Genomic DNA, 18551 nt, shown 5'->3' on the forward strand with positions numbered 1-18551 from the left:
CTCCTTATTACAATAATCTATATGTCGATTTTCCAATTTTTAAGGTTTTCAAAACTATATTTACTTCCAAGTAGATATAATATACTTTTACACAAATTATCAATTAAATTATTCAAATTAATCTCTAAACTTCTATTTTGTTCTACATTATCCCTATAATAATATAATTTTCTATCAAAATCATAATATTTAGTTAATATTAATTCAGTTCCTATACCTGCTATAGTTACTATTATTTGCATATATATATCATTCTGATCAACTTCCGGCATAAAATATTTTTCTTCTATTTTTCTATCTATAAATAAAAATAATTCAGTAAGCCAAAAATATAGATTAACATCCTGATTTATATTTTTTTTAAGTTTTTCAAATCTTTTTTTATCATTAAAAAAAATCGGCTGAAGTTCAAACATTATTTTCCCAAATTCGCTTGCTGTCATAAAAAAAAATTTTTTAAAATATTCAAATAATCCAAATATAACTTTTTCAGGTTCGCAATCGTATTTTTCTATGATGTTTTTAGGATTTACATTTGTTTTCTTACTATTAAGCAATGAAATAACAATATCATCTATATTTGAATAGTATTTGTAAACACCCCCTTGACTTAACTGTGATTCCTTAACAATATCTTTCATTGTAACACTATAAGCAGGTTTTCTTAAAAAAACTCGCATAGCTGCCTCTAGTATTATCTTCCTCTTATTCTCAAAATATTCCTGATTAACCTTTGGCATGTTTTTTTTTGATGTTCACCTCATATTTGAAAAATTAATATGAAAAATAAAAACGATACTAGTGTCATTTTTATTTGTGAAATACATATTATTACAATTATTTTTTATTGTCAATATATTTTGTATATAAAAATTTACAGTTTTTATATGCAATTTTATAAATCAGATAAAAAACATAGCTTGTATTGTACATTTTGTACATAAAATATTTGTAATTGACTATTGTAAATATTTATATTTAGTTTAATATTGATATATAAAATAACTTCAATATAACTATAAATGGAGTTTTGCTATCATGGAAGTAAATGTTAAAGAATTAGAAAATAATACTGTAATATTAAAATTAGATGGAGACATTGATGTTTATAGTTCATCTGATTTGAAAGACTTTATTTTTTCACAAATAGAGTTTGGGGCTAAAAAGATAATAATAGATATGGAAGATGTTTATTATATAGACAGCAGCGGAATAGGAGTATTTATTTCTGCTCTTGGAAAATTTAAGAAGGTAAATGGTAAAATATGTTTTATAAAGGTTACAGATCCTGTTAAAAAAGTGTTTGAACTTACTAAAATTAATAGTTTTTTCCCTGTATTTACTACAGAAACTGAAGCTTTGGATAATTTCTGATTTATTTAAATTATTAATATAAATTAAATTTAAGTAAATTATAAAAAATGAATAATAATAGTTGATTTTTTATTTAATAGTTATAAAATTACTAGAAATTAGAATTTATATAATAAATATTTTTATCATTTTTATGAAATTTGTGTACAAGGTAGTAATTTTTATTATGATTAAAAAATTATTTTTGCTTAGGAAAGTTTTTATATTAACTTTGATATTAAGCTGTGTATTTTCTTCTAATATTCTCTATAGTGCTGAAAATATCAATGATTATATAATGGAAGAGATAACCGATAACACAGAACATCCATTTTATACAATACCAATAAAATTTGGAAAATATGTTGATTTTGATTTTAAGATAACCAAACATATAATATTGGTAACTTTAGCGGGTATTTTATCTGTATGCAGCATGAAATATCTATCTCATAAGTTAAAAAGACCTTTTAGAAGACCTACATATTTACAAAGTATATTAGAAGGTTTAATCGATTATATGAATAAAGATGTTATAGGTGCTACTTTAGGAGAAGAAGGTAAGAAATATGTGCCTTTCTGCCTTACAATATTTTTATTTGTATTATTTTCTAATATATTAGGGCTTATTCCGGCATCTATAAAAGTTCCTACACAAGATGGGCAGCATGCTTATATTGCTGGAGGACTTGGTGCTAATATAGGATTTACAGCTGCTATAGCATTGATTGTATTTATAGTGTATATTTTTGCTGGTATAAGGAAGAAAGGTATAATAAAATATTGGACTGGTTTGGTGCCTAAAGGACTTCCTATACCTCTTATACCTATAATATGGGTATTGGAATTTATTACATTATTTAATAGAGCTTTTGCTCTTGCTATTCGTTTATTTGCCAACATCACAGGCGGACACATAATGATGATAGTTATACCGTACTTAATTATTATGTCAGGTACTTTATTGGTTTCGCCTTTCGCAGTATTGTTTTTAGGTTTTATATATGTACTTGAAATGTTTGTATCTGTTTTACAAGCTTATATATTCTCATTATTATCAGCAGTTTATATAGGGATTGCTATTAGTGATGAGCATTAATTTATAGATTAATAAAATTTTAAATAAAAGGAGAAGAAAAAAATGGAACTTTCTATATTAGGAGCAGCAATAGGAGCAGGACTTGCTGCTATAGGAGTTGGTTTAGGAATAGGTTTTATAGGTTCTAGAGCAGTAGAAGGTATTGCTAGACAGCCGGAAGTTTCCGGAAAAATACAGACAGCTATGCTTATAGCGGCAGCACTTATAGAAGGTGTTGGACTTTTTGCTTTGGTTATTTGTATCCTTGCATTATTTACAAAATAATTAAATAAAAATATTTTGGGGGTATTATGGCACTTTTAAAAATAGATCCTGGAATTATTATTTGGACTTGGATCACATTTTTACTAGTTCTTGCTATATTAGGTGCTTCTACTTGGAAAATAATATTAAAGGGATTAAATGCCCGTGCTGATAAGATCCAAGAGGATTTGGAAGAAGCTGAAAAAACCAGAGAAAATGCTAAAAAATCTTTGGCAGCATATAGAGAACAAATTGATAATGCTAAAACTGAGGCTAGTTCTATTATAGAAAATGCCAGAGTTGAAGCAAATAGGATTAGAGATAAAATTATTAATAATGCCAGAGAGGAGGCTGAAGTTAATAAAAATAAAATTATGTCTGAAATAGACAGATCTAAAGAAGAAGCTATGAATAGTGTGAAAAAACAGGCACTTGATATTGCTGTTGTTATGGCAGAAACTATTCTTAAAAGAAATATTAATAAAGAAGATAATCAGGCTTTGATTAATGAATTTATTAGTAATGTAAACAAAGAAAATGGTGAAAAATAAATCATGATATTTAAGATTTTAGGAAGTGAATAATCTTATGAAAGAAAGTGATAAATTGCAAATATTAAAACCTACAGCTAATGCTATATTTGATATAGCCAGAGAGCTTGGAATGATCAAAGAGATATATAATGAACTTTCTGAATGTTCAAAATTATTTCAGGATATTGACATTAAAAAATATTTTTTTGACAGATCAATTTCTGAAAAGAATAAAAAAGAATTAATAGATAAGAGATTAAAACCAATACTTTCTAAAGAAACTTATGCTTTTGTATCTATATTAACAGAACATAATAGTATAGATGTACTGCCTGATATTGTTGCTTTATATAAAGAGATAGCAGATGATTATAACAATATAGTGAGAGTTCGTATTATTACAGCAGGCACTATTGATGATAATACGGTAAAAGATATTATTCAAACGGTTAAATGTTTTTCTAATAATGAAATATCTTATGAAACAGTGATTGATGAAAATATTATAGGCGGAATAATAGTGTATATTGGCTCTGTAGTTTATGATTATAGTATAAAAAATCAGATAGATTTATTGCATAATAAATTTACTTATGGTAATTAATTAAACATTGTAGGAGTTATATAATATGGATTCTATTGCTGAAAGTATTTTAAGTGATCTCAAAAAAGAAGTGCTTAAAGAGATTACGAAAGAAAAGGCAAATAGATTTAGCCGTATTGTAAAAAGTGATTCTAGTGCTAAAAATTATGCTAAGGCTATGTTTGATATTGCTTCAGATATAGGTAAAATAGAAACTATTAAAAGTGATTTGGATATTGTTTATTCTTCTTTACTTGCAGATAATGATATATATGATTTCTTTAAATCTAATTTTATAGATGTACATTTAAGAATGGGTATATTAAAAAAAATATATGCAGATAATATTTCAGAAGAAACATTTAATCTTATTGCTATCCTAATGGAAAGAGATATGATCAATATTTTATTTGCCATAATAGTGGAATATGAAAACTTATGTAATGAATACTATAATATAATCATAGTTAAAATTACAGCTGCATCAAATATCTCTGATACAGAAGATATGAATAAACTTAAAGAGCATATTAAAGGCATAATTTTGGATAAAGAAATACATTTTACTTTTGATATAGATGAAAATATAATAGGCGGTATTGTGATAGAGATAGAAGATATTGTGTATGACTATAGTATCAGAAGGCTGCTTACGGAATTAAAATCTTCTATTTCTGAAATTAATTGATATATTTTTATATTTTGAGGATTTTTTATGAATATAAAAGCTAGTGAAATTGCAGCAGTTCTTAAAGAGGAAATTAAGAATTATAAAGCTGATTTTACTCCTAATGAAGTTGGAGTAGTTGTAGAAGTTGGAGACGGCATAGCGAGAATTATTGGGCTTCCACATGTTATGGCTAATGAGATGATACTTTTTGAATGCGGTTCTGTAGGTATTGCTTTTAACTTGGAAGAAGAAACCATTGGTGCTATAGTTTTGGGTGATTATTACGGTATTAAAGAGGGAAGTAAAGTCAGCAGACTTAAAAGAATATTAGAAGTACCTGTAGGAGAAGCTCTTTTAGGAAGAGTTGTTAATCCTTTGGGAGTTCCTATAGACGGACATGGAGAAGTTACTACTGATAAAAGAAGGGTGATAGAGTTTCCGGCTCCGGGTATTGCTGATAGGCAGGCGGTAAAACAGCCGCTTCAAACAGGAATTAAGGCTATTGACTCTATGACTCCTGTAGGAAGAGGACAAAGACAGCTTATTATTGGCGACAGAGGTACAGGTAAAACTTCTATTGCTCTTGATGCTATAATCAATCAAAAAGGAACAGGGGTTATATGTGTATATGTAGCTATAGGGCAAAAGGCTTCTACTGTTGCCGGTGTTGTTGATACATTAAGACAGCATGGGGCATTAGATTATACCATAGTAGTTGCTGCTACTGCAGCTGATTCTGCTCCGCTTCTTTATATAGCTCCTTATGCAGGATGTGCTATGGCAGAGTACTTCATGTATGAACAGAAAAAAGACACATTAATTATATACGATGACTTAACTAAACAGGCTAATGCATACAGGCAGATATCATTACTTTTAAGAAGACCTCCTGGAAGGGAAGCTTTTCCGGGCGATGTATTCTATTTGCATTCAAGACTTCTTGAGAGAGCAGCTAAACTTAGTGATGAATTAGGAGGCGGTTCTTTAACAGCTCTTCCTATAATAGAAACTCAGGATAATGAGGTATCTGCTTATATTCCTACGAATGTTATTTCTATTACTGACGGACAGATATATTTGCTTACTAGTTTGTTTATGAGCGGTGTTCGTCCTGCTATAGATGTAGGTATATCAGTTTCTCGTGTAGGAGGTAATGCTCAGACTAAGGCTATGAAAAAGGTTGCCGGTACTTTGAGGTTGGATCTTGCTTCTTACAGATCTTTAGAGGCTTTCTCTCAGCTTGGTATTGGGCTTGATAAGGCTACTTTGGCACAGCTTGACAGAGGTGCTAAAATGGTTGAGTTATTAAAACAGAAACAGTGCAGTCCTATGCCTTTTGAAGAACAGGTTATTGTTATATTTGCAGCTACTAAAGGCTTTTTAGATAATATTGAAGTTGATAGAGTTCATGAATTTGAATGGAGGCTCATTCAGTATATTAAAGCCGATAAGCCTAGTGTACTTGATAATATCAGAGAGAAAAAGGATATAGAAGATATGGACGAACTTTATAATGTTATAGAAGAGTTTAAGTCTAAATTCTAAATATATGAGTAAAATTTGTTTTTTAATATTAGCACATAAAAATCATAATCAATTATTAAGACTAATTAATCATCTTAAAAAAGATTTTGATATTTATGTGCATATAGATAAAAGAGCTAATTTAAATATAAAAAGTTTTGATAATGTTAAAGTTTATAAAAAAATTAAAACTTATCATGGCGGAGTAAGTTTAGTTATAGCGACATTATTTTTAATTAGAGAGGCTCATAAAAATAATTATGACAGGTATATTTTTATAAGCGGACAGGATATTCCTTTAAAAACTAATAAAGAAATTATTGATTTTTTTGATGAAAATAAAGATAAGGAATTTACTTCATTTGAAAATATTAGAAATTACGAGGATATGTATAAAGAAATGTCATTTAGACTTAATGCTTATAATTTTGGTAAAATATACAGAAAGTTATTAAGCAGAAGATTTAGAGAGGCTATATCTAATATTTCTTTTATCAAAAGAACAACACCTGAAAATATATACTATGGTTCTCAGTGGTGGAATTTAACTAATAATGCTATTAAATATATACTTGAATATGTAGAAAAAAATCCTGAATACTTAAAAAGATTTAATTATACTTGGGGAAGTGATGAGTTTTTTTTTCAGTCTATATTAATGAGCAGTAAATTCAAAGATAATTGTGTAAATGATTGTTTAAGGTATCTTATATGGGGGGTAGGGACCCCTATAAATTTGCAGATGAAAGATTATGAAAAATTAAAAAATAATATTAAAGACAATTTATTTGCCCGTAAGTTTGATGAAAATATTGATAATGATATAATTGATAGATTATATAAAGATTTAGAAAGTTGAAAAATTCTAATAATTTGGAGTTTTTATTATGGCAGAGAAACTTAATGTATTAAAATCAAGAATTAAAGCTATATCAAGCACACATAAAATAACAAAAACTATGGATATGATAGCAAGATCTAGAACAGCTAAAATACTTGCAGTAGAGCAGGGCATGCGTCCTTTTACTCAAAAACTCAACAGAATAGTAGAGGATCTTTCGCATTCTGATATGGATCATGTGCATCCGCTTCTTGCTCCTAAAAAGAAAATAAAAAATATTATACTTTTTGTTGTAACTTCAAGCAGAGGATTATGCGGTTCGTATAATACTAAAATTTTTGATGAAGCTATGGAGAGAATCAGGCATCATCATAGACATGGAAGGGAAGTTCAGCTTCATGTACTTGGTAAAAAGGGCGAGGCATATTTTGAAAAGCAGGGCATACCAATAGCCAGAAAATATCCTCGTATAGATGAAGAGTCTACTTTTGATGATTGTGCTACAGTAGTTCAGCGTTTCATGCATGAATATGCAGTTGATAATGCTTCTAGGGTAGAGGTTATATATACTAGGTATTATACCAGAGTTGTACATATACCTAAAATTAAAAGTTTGATTCCTATGATACCCGATGAAGAGGATATTGAGGGACATAAAATTAAGAAAAAATTAGAATATGTAATAGAGCCTAATGTAGAAGATGTACTTAAAGAAGTTGTACCTATGGCTATAAAAACATATTTCTATTTTATGCTTACAAGTTCATTTTTGTCAGAGAATGCCGAACGCTCTATTGCTATGAGAAATGCTACTGACAATGCTGAGAGATTATTGACAGACCTTAAAAATAAAGCTAACAGAGCAAGACAGGAACATATTACTAATGAGCTTCTTGATATTATAGGCGGTTCTGAGGCTATATAATTTATTTTTGATAATAGAAAATTAATACCATTCATATATTTTATGAGTGGTATTTTTTTATTTTTAATTCTTTAATCATTATGCTATAATATTTCAAATTGTATTAATTACTATATTGCTGTGTTTATGAAAAGAATAAAAGTGTTAGAAACTATATTTTTAATTTCTTTATTATCAATTATTTCTATTATATCATGCAAGAAAAAAGAAGAGGTTAGTATAAGTAATAATTCTGTGTATGTGAGTAATCCAGATAATATTTATCATAAAACTTATACTAATGTTGTAAAGATACAGGGTAAATTTGTTAATATGAACTCTTCCATCTCCTATGCTGATAGAGAAGAAGGAGAATACAGTGAAGACTATGATATATTTGAAGCTATAGAAAATCATAGCTTAAAGAGAGTACAGGAATTAATAGAAGAAGGTGAAGATATAAATCAAACTTATAGCGGTGAGAGAAAATATAGCGATTTTTTCAATGATTATTATTATCTTGACGGAGCTACTCCTTTAATGTTTGCTATATTTTATAGAGATTTGGGTATAATGAAATATTTGCTTGATAAAGGTGCTGATCCTTATACTAAAGATGATTACCCTTACAATTGGAATGCCTTTTTATGGGCTTGCGTTGTTGGAAATGTTGATGTAATAAAAATGATTGTAAAGTTTTATCCTGATTTAATTAATTCTACACATGTCTATGATGAAAACGGACTTCATATGGCTGCTTTGAATAATAATACAGAGGTATTTGAATATTTAGTTAGGGATTTAGGTATTGATATAAACAGTACAGATGAGGACGGTGCTGGAGTTTTGTATTATGCTGAAAAAGATGAGGCTATAGATAAGTTAAAAGAACTTGGTGCCAAATAATATAAATTGTGTAATACATTAATATATTTTTAAGATGAATAAACTATAAAATAGCTAGAGCCTTAAAGCGAGATTTTTTAATTTTTTGATGAAGCAATTTTTTATTAATAATCTATAAAAAATTGTGAGCGTTTTAAGATGAGTAGATTAAAAAATCGAGCGTCTAGCAATATCATTGCTAGAGCCTTAAAGCGAGATTTTTTAATTTTTTAATGAGGAAATTTTTTATTAATAATCTATAAAAAATTGTGAGCGTCTAGCAAATTCATTTGCTAGACTCAATTAGCGAACAATTTTTTATTAATAATAATAGAAAATAATTTGCTTTTATTGTATAATACTTCACAAATTATTAATTACTATACGGCGGTGTTTATGAAAAGAATAAAAGTGTTAAAAACTATATTGTTAATTTCTTTATTATCAATTATTTTTATTATATCATGCAAGAAAAAAGAAGAGGCTAGTGTAAGCATAAGCAATAATTCTGTGTATGTAAGTAATCCAGATAATATTTATCATAAAACTTATACTAATGTTGTAAAGATACAGGGTAAATATGTTAGTATGAATTCTGCTTTTTCTTACGGCAATAGAAAAGAAGGAGAATACAGCGAGGACTATGATATATTTGAGGCTATAGAAAATCATAGTTTAAAAAGAGTACAGGAATTAATAGAAGATGGCGGAGATATTGATGAGTCTTATTATGGAGATGATAGCATATACAGCGATTTTATGAATGACAGCTATTCTGCTAATGGTGCTACACCTTTGATATTTGCCGTATTTTACAGAGATTTGGGTATAATGAAATATTTACTTGATAATGGGGCAGACCCTTATGTAAAAGATGATGACGGCTGGAATGCTTTTTTATGGGCTTGCGGTACAGGAAATGTTGATGTTATAAAAATGCTTGTGCAGTATGATCCTGATGTGGTAAACTCTAAAAATATTTATGATGCAAATGGGCTTCATATGGCTGCTTTGAATGACAATGTAGAAGTGTTTGAATATTTGGTTAGGGATTTGGGTATGGATATAAATAGTACAGATGAGGACGGAGACGGAGTTTTATATTATGCTTCTGAAGATGAAGCTATAGAAAAGTTAAAAGAATTAGGTGCAGAGGAATGATTTTTAGTAATAAATGAGTTATTTTATAAAAATTGTGAGCATCTGGAAAGTTTACTTTTATAATATTTTTTAATAATGAATATAACGCACGGTGAATAGGCTTTTATCTATCAATTCATTATATTTTTTATTTTCTATAATTTTATAAATAAAATTCTTCGTGCGTTGTGTAAGCAATAAATTTAAATAAATCTAGGGTGGGCAGCAGAAATAACAGTGTAGAGTTAAAAATAAAATGAGACAAAAATAGCAGATTAAAATTATAAGCCTAAAGGGTGGGGAGTGAAAATAAGTTTTAAAACTTAATTTACATACCCCGCCCTTTATTCTTTATAACTTTATCAAAAAATTTAACTTTAATTATATTTATTAATATACTTAGAAATTTTAGCACCCGCCCAAGCTTTTATTAGGTTTTAAATTTTGTTTAACTAAATAAAAAATATAGTAATAGCTTTTATCTGCACTCATTTTTAAGAATGCTCTCAGGAATATAAGTATATTGATACTTTTTATAATACTCAGTAAATATTTGTCTAAAAATTAAATATTATTTTTTTATATTTTTATTTTTAAGATGCTTTTATATTGAGTACAGGTTTTAATCTGTCTATTATATCTGCTGTAGGCATTATTGATTTTTCTATTTCCTTTGAATCTTTATATGCCTGAGGAGCTTCATCTAAAGTATTTTTTGATATGCTGCTTGAATAAATACCCTTCATGGATTCTATAAAATCTTTCATGTCTATTTGTTTTCTTGCCTGCATTCTTGAAAGCACTCTTCCTGCCCCATGAGGTGCTGAAAAATTCCAATCCTCATTGCTTTTTCCTTCACATATTAGTATACCGTCACGCATGTTAAAAGGAATTATCATTTTTTCTTTCTTATAACTTCTTATAGCACCTTTTCTTATTATAAAATCTTCAAAATCTATAAAATTATGTATAGATGAAAAAGTATCTTCTAATTTTATATTAAGAGAATCTTTTATAATATTAAGCATAGCCTCTCGGTTGATTTTGGCATAATACTGAGCTATTACCATATCAATACAGTATTCAAACATAGCCTTACCATATATATAATCTCCGCTTCTTACTATTTCATTATACTCATTATATTCTTTTGTTGTTTTATCATTAGCATTATTCACACTATTTAAAAAATCTTTTGCTTCTTCTATTCTTTTTTTATTTTTTCTTACATGATATTCGCATACCATTGTTCCGAAATTTCTTGATCCTGAATGTATAGTGAGAAAGTAATCATTATTTATGGAGCTTCCTATTTCTATAAAATGATTTCCTCCTCCTAATGTTCCTATAGAGTTATGAAACTTTTCTAAATCCATTTCTATTCTCTGGCATAATTTTTCTATATAGTCATTATCTATTTCAAAGAGTGCAAAGTCTGTATTATATCTTTTATTATAAGCAATTATAAAATTTCTCATAATTTCATTTAATTCTTTGACATTAAAAAATGAATAATTACTTTTTTTATGAGTTTTAATACCCATAGGAATATTTTGTTTGATAGTTTTATCAATTTTTTCAAGCTCAATATTTTTTATATTATCATTTAATTTTGAAGTAAGCATTCCGCAGCCTATATCAACACCTATATGAAAAGGATTAACTCTGTCAGTCAAAGGCATCGTAAAACCTATTACTATACCCTTTCCAACATGAGTGTCAGGCATTATTCTAACTTTTACATTTTCGCTTGCTTTTTCATTTAAAATATTATAAATCAAAGAATAAGACTCTTCATCAATATTATCAGTAAATATTTTGCAGTCTTTATTGTATTTTCCTTTTAACTCTATCATGAAAGTATACTCCTTTCTTTAACCATTAATAATATTATAAATTATTATAATGTTATTAATTGTAATTTATATTATATATTAGAAATTTTGAACTTTGTAAAATTTTATTTTTATTTAATAAACCATACTTGATAAAAATATTAATATACAGTATTATATATAAATACAATGTTTTAATATATTATTATAGAGAGATGAATTATATGATTAAATATAGAGAGATTAACTGCAAATCGGCTTTAAATAAAATAGACAATGAATATGGATTTTGCTATGATTTAAATATTTACAGAGGCTGTCTTCATAAATGCTATTATTGTTTTGCCGTGTATTCTCATAAATATATTAATTCAAAAGATTTTTTCGGAGAAATATTTGTAAAAAAGAATATTGCAGAAGTATTAGAAAAAGAATTATCATCAAGAAATTGGAAGAGAGATATCATTAATCTAGGAAGTGTTACAGACAATTATCAGGAAGCGGAAAAAGATTATAAACTTATGAGAGATGTTTTAAAACTCTTAATAAGATATAAAACACCAATGTGTATATCCACAAAAAGCGATTTGATATTGAGAGATTTTGATTTGATAGATGAGCTTTCAAGTATAGTACCTGTAAGAATAGCAACTACCATAACAGCATTAGATGAGAAATTATCTTCTTTAATAGAGCCTAATGTTATAAGCCCAGAGAGAAGATTAAATATATTAAAAGAGTTTAAAAAAACTAAGGCTATAACGGCAGTTCATACTATGCCTGTCATGCCTTTTATTACAGAAAATCAAGTAGAAAATATTTTTAAAAAAGTAAAAGAATATAATATAGACTATTGTGCGACAGATGTACTTAAATTAAGAGGCGAATGCAGAAAGATATATCTAAACTTTGTTAGGCGTACATTTCCAGAGCATTATAAAAAATATTTGTACATTTACGGAAATGACGGACTTTTAAAAGATGAATACAAAGAAAAATTATACTCAAAAATAGAGGCATTAGAAGAAAAATATAATATAACTTACAAGACTAAAGAAGAACTTAATACAGAAGACAGTGTTTATAATAGATACAAAAATAAAGTGCTGGAAGAAGAGCCTAGTTTGTTTTAAGATATATTGTATTTTTATATGTTATTGTTATAATAGTTAAACATTATTTTATAGGAATTATTATGTACAGATTGACTAAAAAATATTTTATAAAAGTTATAAACTCTATACTGTTATATAAAATAGTGGTGTCGATTTTTGTATTTAACTTAGGAATAGGAGTTTATAAGTGAATAAAGTAATGAATATATGTTTAATTTCAGACGATAAATTTGTAGAGTATATTGCTACATTAATAGTTTCAATATTAAAAAACTCTTCTGAAAATGATAATTTTTGCTTTCATATTATTGAAGATGGTATTGTAGAAGAAAATAAAAATAAATTATTGATGCTTAAATAGATTAAAGATTTTGAAATAAAGTTTTATAAGCCAAATTATGATAATGTGGAAAAATATAAAAAATGGCAGGAAACATTCAAAAAAAATGGTGATCCAGTATGGCATTACAGTGTTTTTATTAAATTGGATATTCCAATTATATTAAAAGATTTAGATAATGTATTATTTATAGATGCTGATTCTATAGTTTTAGGCAGTCTTGATTATATATTTGACATAGATATATCTAATTGCTCTTTTGTTTCTCAAATTTCATATTTTAAATACTTAAAAAAATTGTATCCAAATTTATATAAGTATATGTTAGATATAGGTTATAAAAAACCTGAATATGATTATATATTTGGTCAGGTATTATTTTTTAATATAAAAAGAATAAAAGAAATATTTACTGAAGAATCTTACTATAATAAAATTGATGAATGTATAGATAAATATATTAATTTAATACATACAGAAGAGCATATATTTTTATATTTATTTAAAGAAAACAATGTTTATTTGGATTTAAAAACAGATTTAAATAATGGTACAGAGAAAATTATAATTTCAGGGTATTTTGCTGGAGATGGCAAGCCATTAAATTATGGATTTAATGGAGAAATAAATGAATATTATTATAAGTTTTGGGAATATTTTTCTTTAACTCCTTTTTTCAAAGAAAATACTATAAAATATATGGAAATATTATCTATCAATAGAACTAGAATGGCTTTATGCAAAATAGTTGATAAAATGGTATGGATTATACCTTTCAAAAAGATGAGAGATAAAATAAGAAAAAATATTATTAAAGATATAGATGAAATTATGAAAAATATGAGTAATATTAAAATTATATAAAGGCATAATTTTTAATTATAACTATACTCAAAATAGAAGTATTAGAATAAAAATCCAATATCACATATAAGACTAAAGAAGAACTTAACACAGAAGACAGTGTTTATAATAGGTACAAGAATAAAGTTATGGAAGAATAGCATAGTTTGTTTTAAATGTTATTAAATAAAATATTAAATTTCTATAATGGAATAAATATAGATATATTATTAATTTCAAAAATTATTGACAAAAATATATACAATTATAAAAAAATTTATTATACTTATAATAAGAATTGATGTTTATATGTGATATTAGTATACATAATACTTTATTTTATCATGTCTCATATTCTTATCAAAAAATATATTTTATACTATGGAGTTCTTTATATGAAGGATAAAATTTTCGGTGTACTGCAAAGGGTAGGAAGATCGTTCATGCTTCCTATAGCTGTACTTCCTGTAGCAGGTTTGTTTTTAGGTATAGGTAGTTCATTAACAAATACTACAATGCTCGAAACCTATAATTTAATGGGTATTTTGGGTCCGGGTACAATAGCTTATGATATATTATCAGTATTAAGCGAGGCGGGTAATATAATATTTGGAAACCTCCCTATTATATTTGCTATGAGTGTAGCTATAGGTATGGCAAAAAAAGAGAAAGAGGTTGCTGCTTTATCTGGAGCTATAGCATTTTTTGTAATGCATGCTTCTATAGGTAAAATGATAACAGTTATGGGCGGAGCTGATAAATTATTGGCTGGTTCTACTGCAAATGTTGTAGGTATACTATCACTTCAAATGGGTGTATTCGGCGGTATTATAGTAGGTCTTGGAGTAGCTGCTTTGCATAACAAATATTATAATATAGAGCTTCCTCAAGTATTGTCATTTTTTGGCGGTACAAGATTTGTTCCTATAATATCTTCTATAGTATTTTTGGTAGTAGGTATATTGATGTACTATGTATGGCCTCCTGTACAGGTTGTTATGAATAAATTAGGTGATTTAATAGCCGGTTCTGGTTATATAGGTACTTTATTCTATGGTATAATAGAAAGAGCATTAATACCTTTCGGACTTCACCATGTATTCTATACTCCATTATGGCAGACTTCTTTAGGCGGTACTATGATGATAGACGGCAATTTGGTAGAAGGTGCTCAGAACATATTCTTTGCTCAGTTAGGTTCTCCTACAACAACAGCATTTAGTGTTGAAGCTACTCGTTTTATGACAGGTAAATTCCCATTTATGATATTTGGTTTGCCTGGTGCTGCTTTGGCTATGTATAGAACTTCAAGACCTGAGAAAAAACAGGTAGTAGGTGCTTTGCTTTTTTCTGCTGCCCTAACAGCTATGCTTACAGGTATTACTGAACCTATAGAGTTTACATTTATATTTGTAGCTCCTATATTCTATGCTATTCACTGTGTACTTGCTGGTGTATCTTTCATGCTTATGCATATACTCCATGTTACAGTAGGTATGACATTCTCAGGCGGTTTCATAGACTTATTATTATTTGGTATAATACAAGGTAATGCTAAAACTAATTGGATATGGATAGTAATAGTTGGTGCAGTTTATTTCTTTGTTTACTATTTCTTATTCTCTGCTTTGATTAAAAAATTCGATTGGAAAACACCTGGAAGAGAACCAGATACAGAAGAACCTAAACTATATAGAAGATCTGATGTTGAAGCTGCTAAAAATGCTGGAAAAGAAGGCGAAGCATCTCCAGCTTCACAATATGAAGAAGCTCCATTAATAACAGCCGGACTTGGCGGAAAGAAAAATATAAGCGATGTAGATTGCTGTGCTACAAGACTTCGTATAACTGTATTTGATGCTTCTAAAGTTGATGACGCTTTATTAAAACAAAGCGGTGCTGCTGGCATTATTAAAAAAGGTAATGGTATACAGGTAATATACGGTCCTAAAGTTACTGTAATAAAATCAAGACTTGAAGATTATCTTCATGATCCTATAAGCGATGAAGAAGTATCTGTTAATACAGCAAATACTGCAGCAGAAACAGTCAAACAGGAAGAAAAGAAAGAAGAAAATAAAAAATCTGAAAATAAAGCATCATCTTCTTCAGTTGATAAGGTTTATTCTCCTATAAAAGGCAACATAATAAAATTAGAAAGCGTTAAAGATGAGGCATTCTCAAGCGGTGCTATGGGTAAAGGTATAGCCATTGAACCTACAGAAGGAAAAGTGTATGCTCCTTATGATGGTATTATAGAAACAGCTTTCCCAACAAAACATGCTATAGGTTTAACTTCTGATAATGGAATTGAATTACTTATACATGTTGGTATGGATACTGTACAATTGGGCGGTGCTTACTTTATTTCACATATAGAAGAAGGTCAAAAAGTTAAGAAAGGTGATTTATTATTAGAATTTGATATTGAAAAAATAAGAGGAGCTGGATATCCTACACTTACTCCTGTTATAGTTACAAATTCTGATGATTATACAGAAGTTACTGCCGTTAATGTACATTCTATTAATGTAGGCGATGATCTAATTGAAGTAAAAAAATAAAAAATAAATAATAAAAAATAAATAATATGATAATTAGGGGAGTTATTAATTTAGCTCTCCTATTTTTTATTTTATTTTTTTTATTGCATTTTTTTTATTTTATTATTATATTATTTAATATAAATTTTTTTATTATTAATTAATAATATTTGATATTGTTACAGAGAAATGCTGACTTATTATAATTGAAGATAAAAAAGTTTAATCATAATTTATATCTAATAATTAAAATATTTGGAGAATTATTTATGAATGATAATAAAAAAAAGTATATATTAATGCTTAAATTTTTACTTCCATTTGCTATTTTTATACTAGTTATAGTTATGGCTTTGCTTTCATATTTCATTCCTAGATATAAAAAAGAATTTTCTGCTGAGATAGAATCAAATATGTATAAAAATGAGACATCAGTTACTACTTGGCTTAATTATTTCTATTCACAAATAGAAGTTTTAGCATCATATTGTACTTATGAAACTGATTATACTCAAATGCTTAATTCTTTTAAAAAGTTGGAAGGTATGAAAGATGAAATAAAGAATATACATTTTAGCGGTACAGTGTCATATAAAGACGGAGGATTATTAGTAATAGTATATGGTGATAATATAGAAGGTTTTGACCAAACTACTAGAGAATGGTATACAGAAGCTAAGAAAGATCCTTCTACAATATTTATTAGCTCTCCATATATAGATGCTGAAAGTAAAGAAACAGTCATAACTATATCCAAAGGCGTAACATTAAATGGTGCTTTTATAGGCGTAATTGGTATAGATATATCTTTTAAGAAAATATCTGAGCTTTTGCTTAGTAATAGCGATAGCAAATACTATATATCATTAGAAGATGGTCAGTTCGTTACATATTCTGATAACTCTTTGCTTTTTAATAAACAAAGAACTATATATACAGAGCTTAATGCTCCTAGGCTTAATGGTTCAGATTATGCTTTTAATATTGGTAAATCTACATGGACAGCTGTATATGATATACCAAATACTCCTTGGATTTTAGTTGGAAATGGAAGTGCATCTAGTCTTAATAATAAAATTACTACACTTTCTATTATAATGGTTGTGGTTGCTATCGGATTTTTATTAATTGAGTTTATACTTGTTATGCTGAATGTTACACCATTATCTCAGACATTAGACAGAGCTATAGATGTTATTAAAAATATGACAGATAAGCATTTTAATGCTGTTTTTGAGGATAAATTATTAAAAAAATCTGACCAGACAGGTGTTTTAGTTAATTCTATACAGAATATGCAGAAATCTCTTGGAAACTCTATACATTCTTTACAGGAATCTTTGAATTTCATTAATAATGAAATAGATACTGTTTCAGATGGAAGTACAAATTTATCTGACCGAACTAATACTCAGGCTTCTTCGCTTGAAGAACTATCTAGCTTAATAGAATCTTTATCAGCATCACTTGATGAAACAAATATTCAGTCTAATGATGCTAAAGATATGAGTGTAAAAGTGGCAGATGCTACTAAAATAGGAGTAGAATCCTCTTCAGAAATTATAAGCAGTATGAGTGAGATATCTGAATCTAGTAAAAAAATATCAGAGATGACAAAACTTATACAGTCTATTGCCTTTCAGACAAATATATTAGCATTGAATGCAGCGGTTGAGGCAGCAAGAGCTGGTGAGCAAGGTAAAGGTTTTGCGGTAGTGGCAAGTGAGATACGCTCTTTAGCTCAGAATGTTGATGAAGCTGCAAAAAATATTACAAATACTATTAATGATGCTTTAGCTAAAGTAGAGGCTGGAAATAAAGCAGTTGAAAACTCTTCAAAAATACTTGGAGATATAGAATCTTTAGCACAGGATATGCTTACTAAATTAAGTTCTATATCTGAGAGAGCTGTTATAGAAGCTGACAGTATAAATCAAATTAATGTTTCTGTAAGACAGCTTAATTCTATTACCGGTGAAAATAGTAATTTAGCAGAGGCAAATGCTAGCTCGGCAAAAGAAGTGAGAGCAAAAATAGAAGATATGGTTGATCAGATTAATAATTTTAGGTTTTAACATATAATAATCATAAAAAGAAATG

At 27.7% G+C, this 18551-nt stretch carries 18 protein-coding genes; 16 read left to right on the forward strand and 2 right to left on the reverse strand.

The genetic code is table 11. The features are described from left to right. Positions 1–17: 17 nt before the first annotated feature. The gene (locus A966_RS05810) at positions 18–680 is read right to left on the reverse strand and encodes a TetR/AcrR family transcriptional regulator (RefSeq protein ID WP_232817749.1); all 663 of its coding nucleotides are present in this window, start codon (positions 678–680) and stop codon (positions 18–20) included. Between the two features lie 358 nt (positions 681–1038). On the opposite strand from A966_RS05810, the gene A966_RS05815 reads away from it, so the two are divergent. From A966_RS05815 to A966_RS05865, 11 genes are all read left to right on the forward strand, one after another. Further along, positions 1039–1374: an STAS domain-containing protein gene (locus A966_RS05815; RefSeq protein ID WP_008723507.1), complete on the forward strand. Its 336-nt coding sequence runs from the start codon at positions 1039–1041 to the stop codon at positions 1372–1374. 166 nt (positions 1375–1540) lie between these two features. Beyond that, positions 1541–2452, forward strand: a complete 912-nt coding sequence (gene atpB, locus A966_RS05820) for a F0F1 ATP synthase subunit A (RefSeq protein ID WP_008723509.1) — start codon at positions 1541–1543, stop codon at positions 2450–2452. Positions 2453–2494: 42 nt separating this feature from the next. Further along, positions 2495–2716: an ATP synthase F0 subunit C gene (gene atpE, locus A966_RS05825; RefSeq protein ID WP_008723511.1), complete on the forward strand. Its 222-nt coding sequence runs from the start codon at positions 2495–2497 to the stop codon at positions 2714–2716. Between the two features lie 26 nt (positions 2717–2742). Beyond that, positions 2743–3246 (forward strand): F0F1 ATP synthase subunit B, encoded by a 504-nt coding sequence (atpF, locus tag A966_RS05830; protein WP_008723513.1) that lies wholly within the window; start codon positions 2743–2745, stop codon positions 3244–3246. Positions 3247–3283: 37 nt separating this feature from the next. Continuing rightward, a complete protein-coding gene (gene atpH, locus A966_RS05835) occupies positions 3284–3832 on the forward strand; it encodes an ATP synthase F1 subunit delta (RefSeq protein ID WP_008723515.1) in 549 nt (182 codons plus the stop codon). A 25-nt stretch (positions 3833–3857) separates the two neighbouring features. Continuing rightward, a complete protein-coding gene (atpH, locus tag A966_RS05840) occupies positions 3858–4499 on the forward strand; it encodes an ATP synthase F1 subunit delta (RefSeq protein WP_008723517.1) in 642 nt (213 codons plus the stop codon). Between the two features lie 27 nt (positions 4500–4526). Beyond that, positions 4527–6026 (forward strand): F0F1 ATP synthase subunit alpha, encoded by a 1500-nt coding sequence (atpA, locus tag A966_RS05845; RefSeq protein WP_008723519.1) that lies wholly within the window; start codon positions 4527–4529, stop codon positions 6024–6026. A gap of 4 nt (positions 6027–6030) precedes the next feature. After that, complete coding sequence (locus tag A966_RS05850) at positions 6031–6864, forward strand: beta-1,6-N-acetylglucosaminyltransferase (protein WP_008723521.1); 834 nt, start codon at positions 6031–6033, stop codon at positions 6862–6864. Between the two features lie 28 nt (positions 6865–6892). Next, positions 6893–7771 (forward strand): ATP synthase F1 subunit gamma, encoded by an 879-nt coding sequence (atpG, locus tag A966_RS05855; RefSeq protein WP_008723523.1) that lies wholly within the window; start codon positions 6893–6895, stop codon positions 7769–7771. 126 nt (positions 7772–7897) lie between these two features. After that, complete coding sequence (locus tag A966_RS05860; RefSeq protein WP_008723524.1) at positions 7898–8656, forward strand: ankyrin repeat domain-containing protein; 759 nt, start codon at positions 7898–7900, stop codon at positions 8654–8656. Positions 8657–9031: 375 nt separating this feature from the next. Continuing rightward, positions 9032–9796, forward strand: coding sequence for an ankyrin repeat domain-containing protein (locus A966_RS05865; RefSeq protein ID WP_008723527.1), 765 nt, complete (start codon positions 9032–9034; stop codon positions 9794–9796). Positions 9797–10368: 572 nt separating this feature from the next. Here the strand turns inward: A966_RS05865 and A966_RS05870 are convergent. Continuing rightward, entirely contained in the window at positions 10369–11631 is a 1263-nt protein-coding gene (locus A966_RS05870) for an RNA-splicing ligase RtcB (protein ID WP_008723530.1), read from the reverse strand. A 203-nt stretch (positions 11632–11834) separates the two neighbouring features. Between A966_RS05870 and A966_RS05875 the strand changes: the two genes are divergently transcribed. The 5 genes from A966_RS05875 (at position 11835) to A966_RS05895 (ending at position 18526) form a co-directional block, all read left to right on the forward strand. Next, on the forward strand, positions 11835–12743 hold the full coding sequence (locus tag A966_RS05875) for an SPL family radical SAM protein (RefSeq protein ID WP_008723532.1): 909 nt from the start codon (positions 11835–11837) through the stop codon (positions 12741–12743). Between the two features lie 169 nt (positions 12744–12912). Further along, the gene (locus A966_RS13570; RefSeq protein WP_176719995.1) at positions 12913–13086 is read left to right on the forward strand and encodes a hypothetical protein; all 174 of its coding nucleotides are present in this window, start codon (positions 12913–12915) and stop codon (positions 13084–13086) included. A gap of 45 nt (positions 13087–13131) precedes the next feature. Then, entirely contained in the window at positions 13132–13929 is a 798-nt protein-coding gene (locus A966_RS13425) for a glycosyltransferase (RefSeq protein ID WP_176719996.1), read from the forward strand. Positions 13930–14303: 374 nt separating this feature from the next. After that, on the forward strand, positions 14304–16472 hold the full coding sequence (locus tag A966_RS05890; protein ID WP_008723533.1) for a PTS transporter subunit IIABC: 2169 nt from the start codon (positions 14304–14306) through the stop codon (positions 16470–16472). Positions 16473–16720: 248 nt separating this feature from the next. Continuing rightward, positions 16721–18526 (forward strand): methyl-accepting chemotaxis protein, encoded by a 1806-nt coding sequence (locus tag A966_RS05895; RefSeq protein WP_008723536.1) that lies wholly within the window; start codon positions 16721–16723, stop codon positions 18524–18526. The last annotated feature ends 25 nt before the right edge of the window (positions 18527–18551 follow it).

The sequence above is a fragment of the Brachyspira hampsonii 30446 genome, from assembly GCF_000316195.1.
Taxonomy (GTDB): Bacteria; Spirochaetota; Brachyspiria; order Brachyspirales; family Brachyspiraceae; genus Brachyspira; species Brachyspira hampsonii_C.